Source organism: Rathayibacter sp. AY1D5, from assembly GCF_002932515.1.
Taxonomy (GTDB): Bacteria; Actinomycetota; Actinomycetes; order Actinomycetales; family Microbacteriaceae; genus Rathayibacter.
The window spans coordinates 132,891-149,814 of sequence record NZ_PSVU01000001.1 but is presented as its reverse complement, the minus strand read 5'-3'; the positions used below and the strand labels follow the sequence as shown (position 1 = coordinate 149,814).

The following is a 16,924-nucleotide window of genomic DNA, read 5'->3' as shown; positions in this document are numbered from 1 at the left end:
GAACGGCCAACCGGGTCCGGCGAGTGAACGGGAGCACGACGATGGCGGTGATCGACGAGACGGCGCTGGTCTCGACCGACGGCGAGGGAGTGCCGATCGCGCTCGAGTGGCGGGGCGGGAGCTACCGGGTGACCGACCGGCCGACGGTGTGGACCTGCACGAGCGAGTGGTGGGCGCCCCTCGAGGGGTTCCCGCCGACGTTCGGGCGCACACCGGTGAGCATCGGCGGCTGGCGCTTCCAGGCGACAGACGTCGCGACCGGCGGAGCGTTCGTGCTCGACGTGGTCGCGTCGACGGAGCCGCAGTGGAGCGTGGTGCGGATCTACGAGTAGTGCCGGCGCGAGGCCGGTCGGGCGGCTACTTGTCGGCCGACCAGGGCGCCCGCGTCATGGCGATGAGAGCCGCGACTCCGGAGACGAGGCCGACACCGGCGATGGCGGACACGACGAGCCAGAGAACGAGTTCCATGCCACCAGTCTATCGAGCCCCGGAGCGGATCCTCTCCTCCCCGCTTCCATCCCCCGGCTGTGGAATAGCCTGGGCAGAGTGACCGACGCCCCCACCCGCGCGAGTGTCGGACTGCGCTCGGAGCGCGGCCCGATCCTGCTGTCCCTGATGATCTCGACCGCTCTGGTCGCCCTCGACGCCACGATCCTCTCGACGGCCGTGCCGTCCATCGTCGCCGACCTGGGGGGCTTCGAGCAGTTCCCCTGGCTGTTCTCGATCTACCTGCTGGCCCAGGCCGTCTCGGTCCCCCTCTACGGCAAGCTCGCCGACGTGATCGGGCGCAAGCCCATCATGCTGATCGGCATCGCCCTGTTCCTGGTCGGCTCGCTCCTGTGCGGCCTCGCCTGGAGCATGCCCGCGCTGATCGCGTTCCGAGCCCTGCAGGGCCTGGGGGCCGGAGCGATCCAGCCGATGGGCATCACCATCGCCGGCGACATCTACACGGTCGCCGAGCGTGCGAAGACCCAGGGCTACCTCGCGAGCGTCTGGGGCATCTCCTCGGTCGTCGGGCCGACCCTCGGCGGCGTGCTCTCGGACCTGGGCGCCTGGCGCGGCATCTTCCTCGTCAACATCCCCCTGTGCCTCCTGGCGGCGTTCCTCCTGATCCGCAGCTTCCGCGAGACCACGCGGGGCGAGAAGCAGCGGATCGACGTGGCGGGCGCCTCCGTGCTCGCCGTGGGCACCGCGCTGCTCATCCTCGGGCTGCTCGAGGGCGGCAGCGCCTGGCCGTGGCTCTCCCCCGCCGGAGTCGGCGTGTTCGTCGTCTCGGCCCTCGCGTTCGCCGGCTTCGTCGCGATCGAGCGGCGCGCGGCCGCCCCGGTGCTCCCCCTCTGGGTCCTCACGCGGCGCGTGCTGATCTCGACCAGCCTGGTCTCGGTGACCGTCGGCGCGATCACGCTCGGCGTCACCTCGTACTTCCCGACCTTCGCGCAGGGCGTGCTCGGCAGCTCCGCCCTCGGCGCGGGATTCGCCGTAGCGGCGATGACGCTCGGCTGGCCGGTCGCGGCGAGCCTGTCGGGCCGGCTCTACCTGCGCATCGGCTTCCGCAACACGGGCTTCCTCGGAGCGGGGCTCGTCGTGATCGGCACGGCGCTGACCGTCCTGCTCGGCGCCTCCTCGACGCTGTGGGAGATCGCCGGCTTCTGCGTGCTGATCGGCGCCGGCATGGGGCTCGTGGCGACTCCGACGCTGATCCGGGCGCAGTCGAGCGTCGACTGGAACGAGCGCGGAGTGGTCTCCTCGACCAACTTCTTCGCCCGGAACATCGGCAGCGCCGTCGCCGTGGCCGTGTTCGGCGCGATCGTGAACGCGAAGGCGGGCGGCGGCGTCCCCGCACCGGCGGACCTCGCCGAGGGCACCCGCTTCGTCTGCATCGCGCTCACGGTCCTCGCCGTGGGCATGCTCGCCGCGGTCTGGGCGATGCCGAAGGAGGGGCGCACCGCGCGCGGAGACGATCGGGCGGCGGAGGCCGAGCCCGACGCGGCCCGGCCGGACGCGGCCCAGCCCTAGCCGACAGGCGGCGCCGTCGGTTCTCGTCGTCAGCCGGAGCGGCGCGCCGCGGCCGTCGCTCGCAGGCGGTCGCGGTGGGTGCGGCGCACCCGGTGCGTCCAGCGCTGCAGGGACGACCCCATCCCGGGGTGCCGCGCCAGCGTGTGCAGAGCGCGGTCGAACCGGCGGAGCATGTCGGCGAAGGCGCCGAAGGGGCGGGCCGAGATGCCGACCTCGAGGTGGCGGTCGAGCACGATCCGGTGCCGGAGTCCCAGGTGCACGCTGATCTCGACGTCGTCGTGCACGTAGGCGTCGTGCCGGTGCATCTCCTCCGCGATCTCCTCCCACGCCGACCGGCGGACGGCGCAGTTGGAGCCGAAGAGCGGCCAGTTGGCCAGCGCCGACCCCATCAGCACGAAGTAGGCGTCCATGTAGGCGACCCGCGCGATCACCCGGGCGATCGGGCCGAGCTCGTCGAAGCGTCCGGGACCGGTCACCGCTCCGACCTCGGGATCGGCGAAGTGGCCGGCCAGGCGCGCCAGCCAGTCGGGTCCCGGGCGGGAGTCGGCGTCGAGCCGTGCGAGGACGTCGCCGTGCGCCTCGTCGAAGCCGTGCGCCGTGCTCGCCGGGATCCCGGCTCCGTCGTGCCGCACCACCCGCGCGCCCGCCGCTCGCGCGACGGCGGCGCTGTCGTCGGTGCTCCCGTCGTCGACGACGACGATCTCGAACGGAGCGAGCGTCTGCTCGCGGAGGAGCTCGAGCAGCTGCTCGAGGTGGCGGGCGTCGTCCTTCACGGGGACGACGACCGAGATGCGCCGGTGATCCATCCGCCCAGTCAACGCGATCGGGGCGCTCAGCGGGGACACCGCCACGCGTCTCGCGCGAGCCCGGACCTGTCAACCGGCTCCCGAGCGCGTCGGATCCCCTGATGGGATCGACCCGTGTCCGCCGGATCGGCGGCCCGATCGAGACAGGAGACGACATGACCCAGGGACCTCGAGACTTCCGGCCCACCCGTGCACTGGTGACCGCCTCGGACTCCGGCATCGGCCGGGCGACCGCGGTGGCACTGGCCGAGGCGGGCATGGACGTCGGCATCACCTGGCACAGCGACGAGGAGGGCGCGCAGGGCACGGCGGAGGAGGTGCGCTCCCTCGGCCGGCGCGCCGAGATCGCGCGCCTAGACACGACGGATCTGGAGGGCGCGGGCGACGTGAACGACGACCTCGCGGATCGACTGGGCGGGCTCGACGTCGCCGTCAGCAATGCGGGCGGAGGCGGGGGCGAGCCCTTCCTCGAGCAGAGCCTCGACAGCTGGCGCTCGACCGTCGCCCTGAACCTCGACGGAGCGTTCGTCTGCCTCCAGCGCGCCGCGCGGCGCATGGCGGCCCAGGGCACGGGCGGCAGGATCATCGCGGTCACCAGTGTCCACGAGCACCAGCCGCGGGTCGGCTCTGTCGCCTACACCGCTGCCAAGCACGGGCTGGGCGGCCTGCTGAAGGTGGCCGCACTCGAGCTCGGCTCCCTCGGCATCACCGTCAACGCCGTCGCCCCCGGGGAGATCGCCACGCCGATGAACGACGCCGAGGACGTGGACCCCGTCACGATCGACCGCCCCGGCATCCCCCTCGGCCGCCCCGGCGACGCCCGCGAGATTGCGGCGGTGGTCGCCTTCCTGGCCTCTCCCGCCGCCTCCTCCATCACCGGATCCTCGTACGTCGTGGACGGCGGGATGCTGCAGATGGGGCCGCAGGCCGGCTCCCACCTCCGGCAGGACGACTGGCGCGAGGCCTGAGCCGCCGACCACGGCGCCCGCCCGCCGGGTACTCTCGAAGAGGTGCTCCGGCGGGCGGGGCGCCTGCTCCGGGATGTAGGTGACGCACGTGTGGTTCCGGCGTCGACGCAGGTTCAAGATGGAGCCGTACGACCCCGATGAGAACCCGTCGCGCGAGCCCGCCTCCGTCGAGGAGGCCGCCGAGGAGGGCCTGATGCTCGCGCAGTACGCGAGCCGCATGGCCGTGAAGAACCGGGTGCTGATGGACGGCCTCGGCGCTGACGTCCCCTTCGACTCGGGCCGCTACTCCGTCGTCGCCGCGGAGGAGCTCGAGAAGCTGGCGCGCGAGTCCGAGGCGGCCGCCGAGCGCCTGCGCGGCATCGCCGCCGACGTGACCTCGGTGGGCGGCCGCTCCGACCACGTGCACGACTACCGCTCGGCCGACGTCGACAACCTCGACCACCGCGAGCGGCTCTCGCTCCTGGTCGCCGACTCCCTCCACAGGCGGGCGCAGGACGAGGAGTACCTCACGACGCTCGTCGACGACGCCCGTCAGGACGCGTGGCGCGAGCTCGCGCAGTCGATCGAGGAGACCCTCGACCGCACCTCGCGGATCGACCCGGACGACGAGGAGTACCGCCGCGACCGCTCGGTGCGGATGGCGCTCGTGGTCGTCGACGACCTGGTCAAGCTGGCGGAGGAGCGCGGCGTCAGCCTCGAGGACTGACGGGCTCGTCGTGGGACGCCGGGACGGGGCTCAGGCCCAGCCGGCGCGGAACGACTCGGTCGCCTCGGCGGAGCGCTCCCGGACCGACTCCAGCAGCTCCTCCATGGTGGAGCTGCGGAGGAACGCGAGGCGGTCGAGCTCGGTGACCGGTGCGACGCCGGCGAGCTGCCAGGCGTGCGCGGCCGGATCCTCGGCGAGCTCGACGACCGCGCCGTAGCGCTGCTCGACGAACTCGCTCGCGACCGCCAGTGCCGTGCGGACCGCCGACTCCGCCGCAGCCAGCGCGGGGGCGTGCTTCTCGTCCCACTCCAGATCGGGCAGCAGGCGGACCTCGGCGCGCGGGTACGGGTCGTCCTCGTACCAGCGGACGACCTCGAAGCGCTCCTCGCCCACGGAGTCGAGCGTGACGAACGACTCCGCCCCGTCGATGTTCAGGATGCGCGCGCGGGCGCCGACCGCGAACCGCTGGTCGCCGCCGCCCACCTCCTGGCCGCGCTCGATGAGCACGACGCCGAACGCGAGGGTCTCGTCCTCGAGGACGTCGCCGAGCATCCGCAGGTACCGCGGCTCGAACAGCCGGAGCGGGAGCGGCATGTGCGGCAGGAGCACGGAGCCGAGCGGGAACATCGGAAGATCAGGCACGGGTTCAGGCAATCACGTCGAGCGGAGAGCGGCCAGTACGGGCGCGGCGCGTCAGGACGTGCTAGCGCATCGAGCCACCGTGTCGTCCGCTCGCGGATGCTCGCCACGCCCCGGACGATCTCCGACGGCCCGCCCTCACCCGCGAGGCTCCCACTCAGACTGGGAGCATGGATCTCGCCGAACTCCGAGCCGTCGTCCGCGCGGACCTGGCCGCCAAGGGCCACGCCTCCGACCGGCTCACCGTCCTCGTCCTCCGACTCGGGCAGTACTCGAGCTCTCGGAGGACCCGGCTCCCCCTCCACCTCGTCTACCGCCTGGTCGATCTCGTCTGGACCCGCATGATCGTCGGAGCCGAGCTGCCGCCGGCCGCTCAGGTCGGGCCCGGCCTGCGGCTCCCCCACTGGGGCCGCGGCGTGATCCTGCACCCGCGCACGGTGATTGGAAGGAACGCGTTCATCTACCACGGCGTCACCATCGGCGAGTCGAAGGGTCGGACGCCCGTCATCGGCGACGACGTCTACATCGGCGCCCGCGCGACGATCGTCGGGGACGTGACCGTCGGCGACCGTGTGCGGGTCGGAGCCGGCGCCGTCGTCGTCCGCAACGTCGCCTCCGACTCGTCCGCGGTCGGCGTGCCGGCGAGGACCGCGTCGGCACCGTCCTGAGGCACGGCCCGTCGGCCTGACGGGGCCGGACCGCCCGCCCCGACGAGACCGACATCAGGTGGATGCCCGACCCGGCGCTGGAGAGAAGGAACCACCGCGGGTGGAGCGGAGTAGGGCGTACGGGACTTGAACCCGTGACCGACGGATTATGAGTCCGCTGCTCTGACCGGCTGAGCTAACGCCCCGCGGCGGCCGTCCGAGCGGCCGTCAGGTGGCGGCGGGTGCGGACGCTGCGTCGGAGACCGGATCGGCCACCGGCTCCCCACGATACAGGCTCTCGAAGGTGCTGATCGTGCGGTTGATGTCGTGCGCGGCGACGATTTGGAGGGAGGCGCGCTTCATCGCCTCGAGGTCCTCCTGGTCGGCCGTGAGCACGGCGGTGAGGCGGTCGGCGAGGGCCTCGGCGCTGCCCGGCGCGAAGAGGTAGCCGTTCTCGCCGTCGTGGACGAGGTGCGGGAGGGCCATCGCGTCGGCGGCGACGACGGGGAGGGCCGAGGCCATCGCCTCCATCGTCGCGATGCTCTGCAGCTCGGCGATGGACGGCATGGCGAACACGGTGGCGCGGGTGTACGCCTCCTTGAGCTCGGCGTCCGAGACGTAGCCCGTGAAGCGGACGCGGTCGGCGATGCCGAGGGTCGCGGCGAGCTGCTGGAGGTTGCGCATCTGGTCGCCGCCGCCGACGATCTCGAGCTTCGCGTCGAGCGCCGGGTCGAGCAGGGCGACGGCGCGGAGCAGGACGTCGATGTGCTTCTCGCCGGTCACGCGGCCGACGAAGAGGATCGAGTCGCCGGCGCGCGCCGAGAAGTCGGGCGTGTAGTTGTCGGCGTCGATGCCGCAGGAGATGGCGTGGACGCCCCGGAGGCCCGTGTACTTCTCGAGGAACTGCGCGGCCTTGCGGGTCGGCGTGGTGACCGCCTCCGCCCGGCCGAAGGTGCGGCGCGCGGCCCGCCACGCCATCGCCACGGCCTTGGCCTGCACGGCCTTCGGCAGGAGGGTGAACTCGAGCATGTTCTCGGGCATGAAGTGGTTCGTGCCGACGATGCGGATGCCGCGCTTGGCCGCCTCGATCCCGAGGCCGCGGCCGACGATGATGTGCGACTGGAAGTGCACGACGTCGGGCTTCACCTCGTCGAGGATGCGCGCGCTGTTCTGCCGGATGCGCCACGGCATCGCGAAGCGCAGCCAGTCGTGCGGGTACCAGCGCCAGCTGTAGAGCCGGTGCACGATGATCCGCTGGCCCTCGTGCGTCTCGACCCGGGTGCCGCTCCAGCCGTCGGCCGAGGGGGCGACGACGTGGACCTCGTGGCCGCGCTGCGCGAGACCGGCGGCGAGGCGCTCGGCGAACTTCGCGGCTCCGTTCACGTCGGGCGCGAAGGTGTCGCAGCCGATCACGACCGTCAGCGGTCGGGAGTCGGGCGATCCCGGTCGGGACGCGTCGCGGGGATCTGACACGGGAGGTCCTATCGGTGTCGTGCCGCTCGGGGAGAGAAGGGAGCGATCGGCGGAGGTCGGTCGGTTTCGTGGCTCTCGGCGCGGACCCATTGTAGGCAGAGGACTCCTCACCACTCGGGATCCCGCGCCGTCAGCGCGCCTGCGGGTGGTGCTTGGCGAGGAGGAAGACGCCGTAGATGGCGACGGCACCGGCCGCGATGAAGAGCGGGATCGCCCACGGGGCCGCGTACTGCGCCTCCCCGAGCACGACGATGCCGATCGCGACGGCGACCAACGGGTCGATGACGGTGAGGCCCGCGACGACGAGGTCCGGCGGGCCGGAGGAGTAGGCGTTCTGCACGAAGTACCCGCCGAGCGCGGTCGCGGCCAGGAGCGCCACGATGCAGACCACCGTCAGCGGGTCGAACTCGCCGTACTTGATGCGGTTGAGCACGACCTTCGCGAGAGTCGCGACGAAGCCGTAGACCACTCCGGCGCCCACGATGTAGAAGATCGCCTTCGCTCCGCGGCGGAAGACGCGGAAGGCGATGACGAAGACCGTGAGCACCACGGCGAGGATCACGAGGATCGTGATGAGCTCGGGCGTCTGGATGGACTTGTCGACCGCGTTGAACGCCGCCACGAGGACGAACGTGCCGACGCCTCCGACGCAGAGCACGATCGCCCGGATCGACGCCGCGTTCAGGCGCACCCGGCTGACCCGCGCGTTGACGACCGCGGTGATCACGAGCGCCACCGCTCCGAGCGGCTGCACCACGATGAGCGGGGAGAAGCCGAGGCTCGTCAGCTGGAAGACGATCGCGAGGCCGAGGAGCAGGGTGCCGATCACCCACGAGGGGCGCGAGAGCAGCGCGACCAGCTGGCCGCCGCTGAGCCCGGAGGAGCCGGAGCGCTTCGAGAACCGCTCCACCTTCGCCACTCCCCGGTGCTGGAACTGCGCGCCGAGGGAGAGGAACACCGCGCCCACGAGAGCGATCGGGATGCCGATGAACTTCGCCGGGTCGTTGAGGAGTTCGGCGAGATCGGCGGGCATGGGGTCGACCCTACCCAGAACGCCTCCGGGAGTCCTCCGACGCACGGGTGAGGGGCTGAGCCCAGCGGATGATCCTCGCGGACCCGGTCGACGGCCCCGCGGTACCCTGTCCCCATGGCCGTCCTCCCCATCCGCATCGCCGGCGACCCCGTCCTCCACTCCCCCGCCGCTCCCGTCACCGAGTTCGACGATGCGCTGCGCACCCTCGTCGCCGACATGTTCGAGACGATGGACATAGCCCCCGGAGTCGGTCTCGCCGGCCCGCAGGTCGGCGTCCCGCTGCGACTGTTCGTCTACGACTACGCCGACGACGACGGCACCCCCCGCCGCGGCGTCGCGATCAACCCCGAGCTGTTCGTCACGCCGACCCCGCTCGGCGAGGCGGACGAGGACACGGAGTCGGAGGGGTGCCTCTCCTTCCCCGGCGAGCGCTTCCCGCTCCGCCGCTCCGAGCGCGCGATCCTCCGCGCGGTCGACCTCGAGCAGGAGCCGTTCGAGATCGTCGCGGACGGCTGGTTCGCCCGCGTGTTCCAGCACGAGTTCGACCACCTCGACGGCGTGCTCTACATCGACCGTCTCGAGCACGACTACCACAAGCCGGTCGCGAAGATCACCCGCAAGCGCGGCTGGGGCGGCCCCGGCGTCTCGTGGCTGCCCGGCGTGGAGCACCTCGAGGACTGACTCAGGCCAGGTCGACCCCGTGCACGCCGTTGTGGTGGCGGATCACGGGGAACGAGGCGGTGACGCTCCGGCCGACGCCGGGCGTCCGCTTCTCGGTCACGTCACCGCCGAAGAGGGCGGCCCGCTCGCGCAGCTCGGCGAGCGCGGGGCTGTCGATGCGCTCGGTGAGCGAGCGCAGATCCGCCTCGAGAGCGCTGGCGTCCTGCTCCGCAGCGCCGTGCTGCTCGCGGTCGTCGTCGACCTCCACCCGGAGGCCGGTGGTCGTCCATCGGGAGCTGATGCGGACCTCGGTCCCCGCGCCGCCGGTCTCCAGCGCCGAGTCGAAGGCGTACTCGAGCACCCGGAGCACGGCCACCTCGGCGCCGTCCTGCAGCGGGAACGGCTCGCCGAACGACTCCTCGCGGACGCTCAGGCCTCGCTCGCGGGCGCCCTCGATCAGGGGGACGGAGCCGCCGGTGCGCGGCAGCTCCCCCGGATCGACGGAGGCGACGGTCGCGATGCGGCGCAGCTGCGCCAGCGAGGCCTCGGCCGCCCGCACGGCACGCTGCGCCGACCGCGCGGCTGCGGCGGGGTCGCGGTCGATCGTGAGCCTGACGCTCTCGGCCTCCTCGACGACGTGCGCGGCGCTGCGGACCGCGAGCTGCTCGAGCTCGCCGACGATGCGGAGCCTCGCCTCCTGCTCGCCGACCGCCAGCTCGAGGCGGACGACGCGCGCCGCCTCCTCCGCACGGCTCTCGGCGGCACGGCGCTCGGCGCCGACGGCGCGGCGCCACAGCACGACGACCGCGACCAGGGCGATCAGGGCGAGGACGAGGACGACTTCGAGCACGACGGCCTCCGGGGGGACGGGACGGGTTCGGCACAGGAGCGCCGGAGAGAGATCGTACCCGCGCCGCGGACAGCGGACCTGAGGCCGCGGAGGGGGTTGCGGAGCCGTACTCAGCCGTCGGAGCGAACGGAGCGGGTGACGGTGAAGCGGCGGTCGCGCGCCACCACCGTGGTCGGCCCGACCGCACGGCGCAGCTCGGCCGGATGCGCGAGGTGGGAGTTGAAGACCGTCCACAGCACGCCTCCGGGGCGCAGCACGCGGCCGGCCGCGCGCAGCATGCGCCGGGCGACGAGGTCGGTGACGGCTCCGTCGGAGTGGAACGGCGGATTGCAGAGCACGACGTCGACGGAGGACGCCTCCAGAGTCGAGGCGTTGTCGTCGCGGAGGACGCGGACGGCCAGCCCATTGGCCGCCGCGGTCGCCCGGGCGGACTCGACCGCGGCACGCGAGGTGTCCGTCGCGATCACGGCGAGGTCGGGGCGGGCCCGGGCCACCACGGCGGCGAGCACGCCGGTTCCGCAGCCGAGGTCGAGTGCGGTGCCCGCGGGGAGGGAGTCGAGATCGAGGGCGGCGAGGAGGGCGCGGGTGCCGAGGTCCAGTCGTGCACCTGCGAAGGCTCCCGGCAGTGCGACGACCTCGAGGTCGAGCTCGTCCAGACGGCGCCGCTCGGGCCCTGGCGCGGGCGGCTGGTCGGGGAGCGCGCCGCTCGCGAGCAGGGCGCGCGACTTCTGCCGGGCGAGGGAGACGTCGATCCGCTCGTAGCGCACGGCGAGCACGTCGTTCATCGTGCGGGTCATGTGCTTGATGCGGCCGGCGCCGATCAGGGTCGCCGCCGGGTTCGCGAGTGCGGTCCCGGCCGCGACGGCGGCCAGCGCGTCGAGCGAGCGCGGCAGGCGCAGGAGCACCGCGTCGGCGTCGCGGACGGCCTCCGCGACGGAGTCGACGATCTCGATCGGCGCGAGATCGACGCCCGACCCCCGCACCGTCTCGAGGTTCTGCGCGAGAGCGCGCTCGGCGGTGATCGAGTCCTGCACGACGCGTACGGCACGGCCGTCGGCGGCGAGGCCGAGGCTCAGTGCCCCGTAGGCGTCCCCGATCACGGCGAGGCGGCCGCGATCGGCGGCGAGGTCGAGCAGCAGGCGGTCGCTGGCGTCGACGGCGACGAGATCCGGCGCCTCGACGTCGGGGCGGCGGCGCAGGAGAGCGAGCACGTCCTCGCGCATCGCCCCTCCGATCGTCGGTCCGAGCGGGTGGGCCCTCGAGGGCGACCGCTCGCGGGCACGAAAAAAGGGCCCGAGAGTGGAGTCCCGGACCCTTCGCTCCCCGACTTGGACTCGAACCAAGAACCTACCGGTTAACAGCCGATTGCTCTGCCAATTGAGCTATCGAGGATCATCCGACCACCCGGAGGCGATCAGCGCGGTACTACTTTAGCAAACTCTCCGCGAACGCAAAATCGGGCGCGCACTCAGTAGCCGGAGCCCGGGTCGACGCGGCCGACGAACGGCCCGCCGGCGGCACAGGCGGCCACGTTGGCGCGCACGCGCTCGGCCAGGAGCGGCGCGGTGATCTCGGGGGTGTCCGCGCTGTGGGGCGTGATCAGGCACCGGGGCTCGCTCCAGAGCGGATGCCCGTCCGGCAGCGGCTCGGGGTCCGTCACGTCGAGCGCGGCGCCCGCGAGACGGCCTTCGGCGAGGGCCGCGACGAGCGCGTCCGTGTCGACGAGGCTCCCCCGGGCGACGTTGACGAGCGCGGCGTGGGCGGGGAGCCGCGCGAGCAGACCCGCGTCGACCATCCGCTCCGTGCCCGCGGTGGCGGCGGCGGCCAGGACCAGCACGTCGGCGTCCGCCGCGGCCTCGGCGAGCCGCGACGCCGGCAGGGTGCGGGCGGCGCCCTCCACCGGCTCGTCTCCGCGGCGGACGATCGTCACCTGGCAGTCGAAGACGGCGAGCAGCCGCAGGAGCTCGCGAGCGATCCCTCCTGCTCCGACGATCACCACGGAGGCGCGGTGCAGCGTGACCGCCTTCTTCGGCCCCCACGACACGGCGCGCGCCCGCTCCGGCAGCGAGCGCAGGAGGGCGAGCACCAGCGCGAGCGCGTGCTCGGCCACCGGCTCCGCGTAGGCGCCCTTGGCGCTGGTCCAGACGACGTCCGCGCGGGACGCGGCGAGCACGGGCGCGAAGACGTCGACGCCGGCCCAGGGCAGCTGCACCCAGCGGATCGACGGGTGCTCCTCCAGCACAGCGGCCAGCTCGTCCGTGCGGCCGTAGGACAGCCAGAGCAGCGCGTCCGGACTCTCGTCGAGTCCGACGACCACTCCACCGCCCGACTCCACCGCCTCGGCGAACACCGGCTTCGGCCGCGGGAGCACCGCGACGCGCGGGACGGTCACTGGTCGGCCGCCTCGACGCGCTGCGCTCGGGAGGCGTCGAAGCGCTCGTACTCGGCGAAGGCCGCTCCGAGCTCGCGCACGTAGGGGTGCCGGGCCTCGATCAGAACCTCCAGCAGCGGCCCGTACGCGACGACCTCGCCGCCGACGAGCACGGCGATCCGGTCGGTCGCCCGGCTCAGCACGTCGATGTCGTGGCTGACCACGACGGCGGCGAAGCCCTCCCGGCGCCGCAGGTCGGCGAGGAGGTCCACGATCGACTCGCGCACCGTCGCGTCGATGCCCGAGGTCGGCTCGTCGGCGATCAGCACCTTCGGCCCGAGCACGAGCGAGCGGGCCACAGCCACGCGCTGGCGCTGGCCGCTGGAGAGCTCGTAGGGGTAGCGGTCGAGCAGGAACAGCGGCAGGTGCACGGAGTCGAGCAGCGTCGCCACCCGCACCGCCGCGGCCTTCGGGTCGTAGTGGCGGTCGCGGAGGAAGATCGGCTCGGCGATCAGCTCCGAGACGGTCAGCTCGGGGCGGAGGGCCGCACCGGCGTCCTGCGCGAGATGCGCGACGTCGACGGTGAAGCGCTTGAGCTCGCGGGCGGGGAGCGAGCGGAGGCGGTGCCCCGCGACCGTCGCGTCCCCTCCGATGATCACCGGACGCGTGCGGCCGCCGTCGTGCCCCAGGCCGTCGCCGCCGAGCAAGCGCGCGAGCGTGGACTTGCCCGAGCCGCTGCCGCCGAGGATCCCGAGCACCTCCCCCGGCTCCACGCGGAGGCTCACTCCCCGCAGTGCCGTCCACCGTCGGCTGATGCCGCGCGGCGGGTACTCGACGCTGAGGTCGTCGACGACGATGGGGGCCTGATCCTCGGCGGTCCGGCTCACGCCCGGCGCTCCGCCTCGACGATGCTGCGCAGGAGCTCGCGCCTCGAGGCCTGCTCGACCGGGTCGGGCACGGGCAGGGAGGCGAGCAGGCGCTGCGTGTAGGGGTGCTTCGGCGCAGCGAGCACCTCGGCCCCCGTCCCCTCCTCGACCAGCTCGCCGCGGTAGAGCACCGCGATGCGGTCGGCGAGCAGGTCGACCACGGCGAGGTCGTGGCTGATGAACAGGGAGGCGAAGCCGAACTCGCGCTGCAGCTCGGCGAACAGCTCGAGCACGCGGGCCTGCACCGACACGTCGAGCGCCGAGGTGGGCTCGTCGGCGATCAGCAGCTTCGGCTCGAGGGCGAGGGCCCGGGCGAGGCTGGCGCGCTGGCGCTGGCCGCCGGAGAGCTCGTGCGGGTAGCGGTCGCCGTAGGAGCGGGGCAGCTGCACCGCCTCCAGGAGCTCGTCGACGCGCGAGCGCGCCCCGGCGGCGTCGCCGGCCCGTCCGTGCACGATCAGCGGCTCGGCGACGCACTCCGCGATGGTGAGCAGCGGGTTGAAGCTCGACGCCGGGTCCTGGAACACGAAGCCGATGTCGCCGCGGACCGGCCGGAAGGCTCGCTCGCGGATGCCGCGCATCTCCTTGCCGAGGACCTTCAGCGACCCGCCGGTCACCGGCGTCAGGCCCGCGATGGCGCGCCCGATGGTTGTCTTGCCCGAGCCGCTCTCGCCGACGAGGCCGAGCACCTCGCCCGCGCGGATGCGCAGCGAGACGCCGTCGACCGCGACGAAGCCGGGACGGCCGAGCCGGCCGGGGTACTGGATCCGCAGGCCCTCGGCGGCGACGAGCGTCTCGGCCTCGGGGGCCTCGGCGCGCTCGACGGCGCGGACGCGGGCGCGCTCGACGCCCTGGCCCACGTGCGGGACGGCGGCGAGGAGCTTCCTCGTGTACTCGGCCTTCGGCGCCGAGAACAGCTCGGAGACCGTCGCCTCCTCGACCAGTTCGCCCTGGTACATCACGGCGACGCGGTCGGCCAGATCGGCGACGACGCCCATGTTGTGGGTGATCAGCACGATCGAGGTGCCGAACTCGTCGCGGCACCGGCGGAGCAGGTCGAGGATCTCGGCCTGCACGGTCACGTCGAGCGCGGTGGTCGGCTCGTCCGCGACGATCAGGCCGGGATCCAGAACCAGGGCCATCGCGATGACGACGCGCTGCTTCTGGCCGCCCGAGAACTGGTGCGGATAGTAGTCGACCCGCTTCTCCGGCTCCGGGATGCCGACGGTGCGGAGGACGTCGATCGCGCGCTTGCGCGCCTCCTTCTTCGAGACGGAGCCGTGAGCGCGCAGTCCCTCCGCGATCTGCCAGCCCACCGTGAAGACCGGGTTGAGGGCGGTGCCCGGCTCCTGGAAGACCATGGCGACGTCGGTGCCGCGCAGCTCCCGGAGGCGGGCCTTCGGCACGGAGACGACGTCGGTCGCCGCGCTGCCGTCCTTCTTCGAGAGCAGGACCACTCCGGAGGCGCTGGCCGTCTCGGGCAGGAGGCCGAGGATGGTCTTCGCGGTCACGGTCTTGCCGCTGCCGGACTCGCCGACGATCGCCAGGACCTCGCCGCGCTCGACGCGCAGGCTCACCCCGGCGACGGCGCGGACGGCGCCGCGGTCGCTCGCGAAGGCGACCTCGAGGTCGGTGATGTCCACGATCGGACGCGCTGAGGCGTCCCGGACGATGCGCTGGTCGCTCATCGCGTCTCCTCCACTCCGGCGACGGGGTCGTGCCCCGGCGTCTCCAGGCCGTCGGCGGCGAGGACGCCGCCCGGCACGACGGACGTCGCGGCGACGTCGCCGGCACCGGCGGCCACCGCGCGCCGACCGCGCAGGCGCGGGTCGGCGAGGTCGTTCAGGCTCTCGCCCACGAGGGTGATGCCCAGCACCACGAGCACGATCGCCAGGCCCGGGAAGACCGAGGTCCACCAGATGCCGCTCGTGACGTCCGACAGCGCCTTGTTGAGGTCGTAGCCCCACTCCGCGGCCGACGTCGGCTCGATGCCGAAGCCGAGGAAGCCCAGGCCGGCGAGGGTCAGGATCGCCTCGGAGGAGTTCAGTGTGAAGATCAGCGGCAGCGTGCGCGTCGCGTTCCGCAGGACGTGGCGGAACATGATCCGGGGCGTCGACGCTCCGATGACCTTCGCCGACTCGACGAAGGCGTCGCCCTTGATCCGCACGGTCTCGGCCCGGATCACGCGGAAGTACTGCGGGATGTAGACCACGGTGATCGAGACCGCTGCGGCGAAGATGCCGGCCCAGAGGTTCGACTGCCCGCCGGAGATGACGATCGACATCACGATCGCCAGCAGCAGGGTCGGGAACGCGTAGATCGCGTCGCAGATCACGACGAGCACGCGGTCGGGCCAGCCGCCGAGGTAGCCGGAGACGAGGCCGAGGAAGACGCCGAGGAAGATCGACAGGACCACGGCGACGACGATCACGAGGAACGCGGTCTGCGCTCCCCAGATCACTCGCGAGAGGACGTCGTAGCCGCCGACGGTGGTGCCGAGCAGGTGCTCCGCGCTCGGCGGCTCCTGCGCGCCGAACGACTCGCCGCCCGAGCGCAGCTGCGAGTAGCCGTAGGGCGCGATCAGGGGCGCGAACAGGGCCACCAGCAGGAACGCGCCGGTGATGATCAGGCCGGTGACGAGCATCCCCCGCTGGAGGCCGACGCTCTGCCGGAGCTGGTGGACGACCGGCAGGCGGTCGACGAGGCGGCGGCGCGGACGCGCCGGGGAGGTGGTGCTCATGCTCAGTACCTCACTCGCGGGTCGATGAGCGCCGCGATGACGTCGACGATGAAGTTGGTCAGCGCCACGATGACGGCGAGCAGGGCGACGATGCCCTGCACGGCCACGAAGTCGCGGGCCTGGAGGTACTCGGCGAGCTGGAAGCCGAGGCCCTTCCACTCGAAGGTGGTCTCGGTGAGGACGGCGCCGCCGAGCAGCAGGGCGATCTGCAGGCCGATCACGGTGATGATCGGGATGAGCGCCGGCCGGTAGGCGTGGGTGCGGACGAGCCGGAACTCGCTGACGCCGCGCGAGCGCGCCGCGTCCACGTAATCGGTGCCGAGCGTGCCGATCACGTTGGTACGCACCAGGCGCAGGAAGATGCCCGCGGTGAGCAGGCCCAGCGCGACGGCGGGGAGCACCGCGTGCGAGAGCACGTCCGAGATCGCGGCCGGGTCGCCGGTCTGGATCGCGTCGATCAGATAGATGCCGGTCTTGTTCTCGAGGAACTGGAGCGAGAGCTCGGTGCTCGTCGAGGCGCGCCCGGCGACGGGGAACCACTTCAGCCAGACGGAGAACACCAGCTTCAGCAGCAGGCCCGCGAAGAACACCGGGGTCGCGTAGCAGAGGATCGCGAAGATGCGCAGCACCGCGTCGGGCGTGCGGTCGCGGTGGTAGGCGGCGAGCATCCCGAGCGGGATGCCGACCAGGAACGCCACGATCAGGGCGTAGAAGGCGAGCTCGACCGTCGCAGCGCCGTAGGTGAGGAGCACCTCGGTGACGGGGCGGTTGTCGCTCAGGGTGGTGCCGAAGTCGCCGGTCAGCAGCTTGCCGAGGTACTCGAGGTACTGCACGATCAGCGGCCGGTCGTAGCCGGCGGCGGCTACGCGCTCGGCGAGCTGGTCCGCGGTCAGGCGGCCGCCGAGGGCCGCCGTGATCGGGTCGCCCGTGGAGCGCATGAGGAGGAACACCAGCGTCACGAGGATGAAGACGGTGGGGATGATGAGCAGGAAGCGGACGAGCAGGTAGCGCCCGAGTCCGCCCCCGGAGCCGCGCGGTCGCCGGGTGGGCGCCGTCGCCGCAGCCGTCGTGGCTGTCGTCACGTGATGCCTT

General features: G+C 72.7%; 17 protein-coding genes and 2 tRNA genes. 6 read left to right on the top strand and 13 right to left on the bottom strand.

Going from position 1 to position 16,924, the window contains the following annotated elements; all coding sequences use genetic code 11:
- Positions 1-23: 23 nt before the first annotated feature.
- Positions 24-332: a hypothetical protein gene (locus tag C5C82_RS00685; RefSeq protein WP_146080951.1), complete on the top strand. Its 309-nt coding sequence runs from the start codon at positions 24-26 to the stop codon at positions 330-332.
- Positions 333-615: 283 nt separating this feature from the next.
- Positions 616-2,016 carry an MDR family MFS transporter gene (locus C5C82_RS00680; RefSeq protein ID WP_104295908.1) on the top strand — a complete coding sequence of 467 codons (1,401 nt, stop codon included), beginning with the start codon at positions 616-618 and terminating at the stop codon, positions 2,014-2,016.
- Between the two features lie 29 nt (positions 2,017-2,045).
- Here the strand turns inward: C5C82_RS00680 and C5C82_RS00675 are convergent, their stop codons facing one another.
- A complete protein-coding gene (locus C5C82_RS00675; RefSeq protein WP_104223456.1) occupies positions 2,046-2,822 on the bottom strand; it encodes a glycosyltransferase family 2 protein in 777 nt (258 codons plus the stop codon).
- A gap of 155 nt (positions 2,823-2,977) precedes the next feature.
- Here C5C82_RS00675 and C5C82_RS00670 point away from each other — a divergent pair, with 155 nt between their 5' ends.
- Both C5C82_RS00670 and C5C82_RS00665 read left to right on the top strand, forming a co-directional pair.
- Positions 2,978-3,790, top strand: a complete 813-nt coding sequence (locus C5C82_RS00670) for an SDR family oxidoreductase (protein ID WP_104295907.1) — start codon at positions 2,978-2,980, stop codon at positions 3,788-3,790.
- Positions 3,791-3,908: 118 nt separating this feature from the next.
- Complete coding sequence (locus tag C5C82_RS00665; protein WP_104295891.1) at positions 3,909-4,496, top strand: hypothetical protein; 588 nt, start codon at positions 3,909-3,911, stop codon at positions 4,494-4,496.
- A gap of 30 nt (positions 4,497-4,526) precedes the next feature.
- Here C5C82_RS00665 and C5C82_RS00660 read toward each other — a convergent pair whose 3' ends face one another.
- Complete coding sequence (locus tag C5C82_RS00660) at positions 4,527-5,138, bottom strand: LON peptidase substrate-binding domain-containing protein (protein ID WP_244229436.1); 612 nt, start codon at positions 5,136-5,138, stop codon at positions 4,527-4,529.
- Positions 5,139-5,305: 167 nt separating this feature from the next.
- Here C5C82_RS00660 and C5C82_RS00655 point away from each other — a divergent pair, with 167 nt between their 5' ends.
- Entirely contained in the window at positions 5,306-5,803 is a 498-nt protein-coding gene (locus C5C82_RS00655; protein WP_104295890.1) for a DapH/DapD/GlmU-related protein, read from the top strand.
- A gap of 111 nt (positions 5,804-5,914) precedes the next feature.
- Here C5C82_RS00655 and C5C82_RS00650 read toward each other — a convergent pair.
- The 3 genes from C5C82_RS00650 to C5C82_RS00640 form a co-directional block, all read right to left on the bottom strand.
- A tRNA-Ile gene (locus C5C82_RS00650) sits at positions 5,915-5,988 on the bottom strand.
- Between the two features lie 22 nt (positions 5,989-6,010).
- The gene (locus C5C82_RS00645; RefSeq protein ID WP_258065874.1) at positions 6,011-7,255 is read right to left on the bottom strand and encodes a glycosyltransferase; all 1,245 of its coding nucleotides are present in this window, start codon (positions 7,253-7,255) and stop codon (positions 6,011-6,013) included.
- 130 nt (positions 7,256-7,385) lie between these two features.
- Positions 7,386-8,288 carry a DMT family transporter gene (locus C5C82_RS00640; protein ID WP_104223451.1) on the bottom strand — a complete coding sequence of 301 codons (903 nt, stop codon included), beginning with the start codon at positions 8,286-8,288 and terminating at the stop codon, positions 7,386-7,388.
- Positions 8,289-8,402: 114 nt separating this feature from the next.
- Here C5C82_RS00640 and def point away from each other — a divergent pair, with 114 nt between their 5' ends.
- Positions 8,403-8,969, top strand: coding sequence for a peptide deformylase (gene def, locus C5C82_RS00635; RefSeq protein ID WP_104234187.1), 567 nt, complete (start codon positions 8,403-8,405; stop codon positions 8,967-8,969).
- 1 nt (position 8,970) lies between these two features.
- On the opposite strand, the gene C5C82_RS00630 is transcribed toward def, so the two are convergent.
- From C5C82_RS00630 to C5C82_RS00595, 8 genes are all read right to left on the bottom strand, one after another.
- Positions 8,971-9,798, bottom strand: coding sequence for a hypothetical protein (locus tag C5C82_RS00630; protein WP_104354459.1), 828 nt, complete (start codon positions 9,796-9,798; stop codon positions 8,971-8,973).
- 110 nt (positions 9,799-9,908) lie between these two features.
- Positions 9,909-11,021, bottom strand: a complete 1,113-nt coding sequence (locus C5C82_RS00625; RefSeq protein WP_104223448.1) for a class I SAM-dependent methyltransferase — start codon at positions 11,019-11,021, stop codon at positions 9,909-9,911.
- A gap of 96 nt (positions 11,022-11,117) precedes the next feature.
- Positions 11,118-11,190, bottom strand: a tRNA-Asn gene (locus tag C5C82_RS00620).
- A 76-nt stretch (positions 11,191-11,266) separates the two neighbouring features.
- Positions 11,267-12,190 (bottom strand): NAD(P)-dependent oxidoreductase, encoded by a 924-nt coding sequence (locus tag C5C82_RS00615; protein WP_258065873.1) that lies wholly within the window; start codon positions 12,188-12,190, stop codon positions 11,267-11,269.
- Positions 12,187-13,056, bottom strand: a complete 870-nt coding sequence (locus C5C82_RS00610) for an ATP-binding cassette domain-containing protein (protein WP_258065872.1) — start codon at positions 13,054-13,056, stop codon at positions 12,187-12,189. Before C5C82_RS00610 ends, C5C82_RS00615 begins: the two co-directional genes overlap by 4 nt.
- Positions 13,053-14,780, bottom strand: a complete 1,728-nt coding sequence (locus C5C82_RS00605; protein WP_104223446.1) for an ABC transporter ATP-binding protein — start codon at positions 14,778-14,780, stop codon at positions 13,053-13,055. The genes C5C82_RS00610 and C5C82_RS00605 overlap by 4 nt, the downstream gene beginning before the upstream one ends.
- Positions 14,777-15,832: an ABC transporter permease gene (locus C5C82_RS00600; RefSeq protein WP_104354458.1), complete on the bottom strand. Its 1,056-nt coding sequence runs from the start codon at positions 15,830-15,832 to the stop codon at positions 14,777-14,779. Before C5C82_RS00600 ends, C5C82_RS00605 begins: the two co-directional genes overlap by 4 nt.
- Before the next feature lie 2 nt (positions 15,833-15,834).
- Entirely contained in the window at positions 15,835-16,914 is a 1,080-nt protein-coding gene (locus C5C82_RS00595; RefSeq protein ID WP_104223444.1) for an ABC transporter permease, read from the bottom strand.
- Between the last annotated feature and the right edge of the window lie 10 nt (positions 16,915-16,924).

Excerpts from the sequence above, each read along its gene's own strand:
- C5C82_RS00605 (WP_104223446.1), bottom strand. The coding sequence starts at position 14,780 with ATGAGCGACCAGCGCATCGTCCGGGACGCCTCAGCGCGTCCGATCGTG.
- C5C82_RS00665 (WP_104295891.1), top strand. The coding sequence starts at position 3,909 with ATGGAGCCGTACGACCCCGATGAGAACCCGTCGCGCGAGCCCGCCTCC.
- def (WP_104234187.1), top strand. The coding sequence starts at position 8,403 with ATGGCCGTCCTCCCCATCCGCATCGCCGGCGACCCCGTCCTCCACTCC.
- C5C82_RS00670 (WP_104295907.1), top strand. The coding sequence starts at position 2,978 with ATGACCCAGGGACCTCGAGACTTCCGGCCCACCCGTGCACTGGTGACC.
- C5C82_RS00655 (WP_104295890.1), top strand. The coding sequence starts at position 5,306 with ATGGATCTCGCCGAACTCCGAGCCGTCGTCCGCGCGGACCTGGCCGCC.
- C5C82_RS00680 (WP_104295908.1), top strand. The coding sequence starts at position 616 with ATGATCTCGACCGCTCTGGTCGCCCTCGACGCCACGATCCTCTCGACG.
- C5C82_RS00625 (WP_104223448.1), bottom strand. The coding sequence starts at position 11,021 with ATGCGCGAGGACGTGCTCGCTCTCCTGCGCCGCCGCCCCGACGTCGAG.
- C5C82_RS00600 (WP_104354458.1), bottom strand. The coding sequence starts at position 15,832 with ATGAGCACCACCTCCCCGGCGCGTCCGCGCCGCCGCCTCGTCGACCGC.
- C5C82_RS00640 (WP_104223451.1), bottom strand. The coding sequence starts at position 8,288 with ATGCCCGCCGATCTCGCCGAACTCCTCAACGACCCGGCGAAGTTCATC.
- C5C82_RS00675 (WP_104223456.1), bottom strand. The coding sequence starts at position 2,822 with ATGGATCACCGGCGCATCTCGGTCGTCGTCCCCGTGAAGGACGACGCC.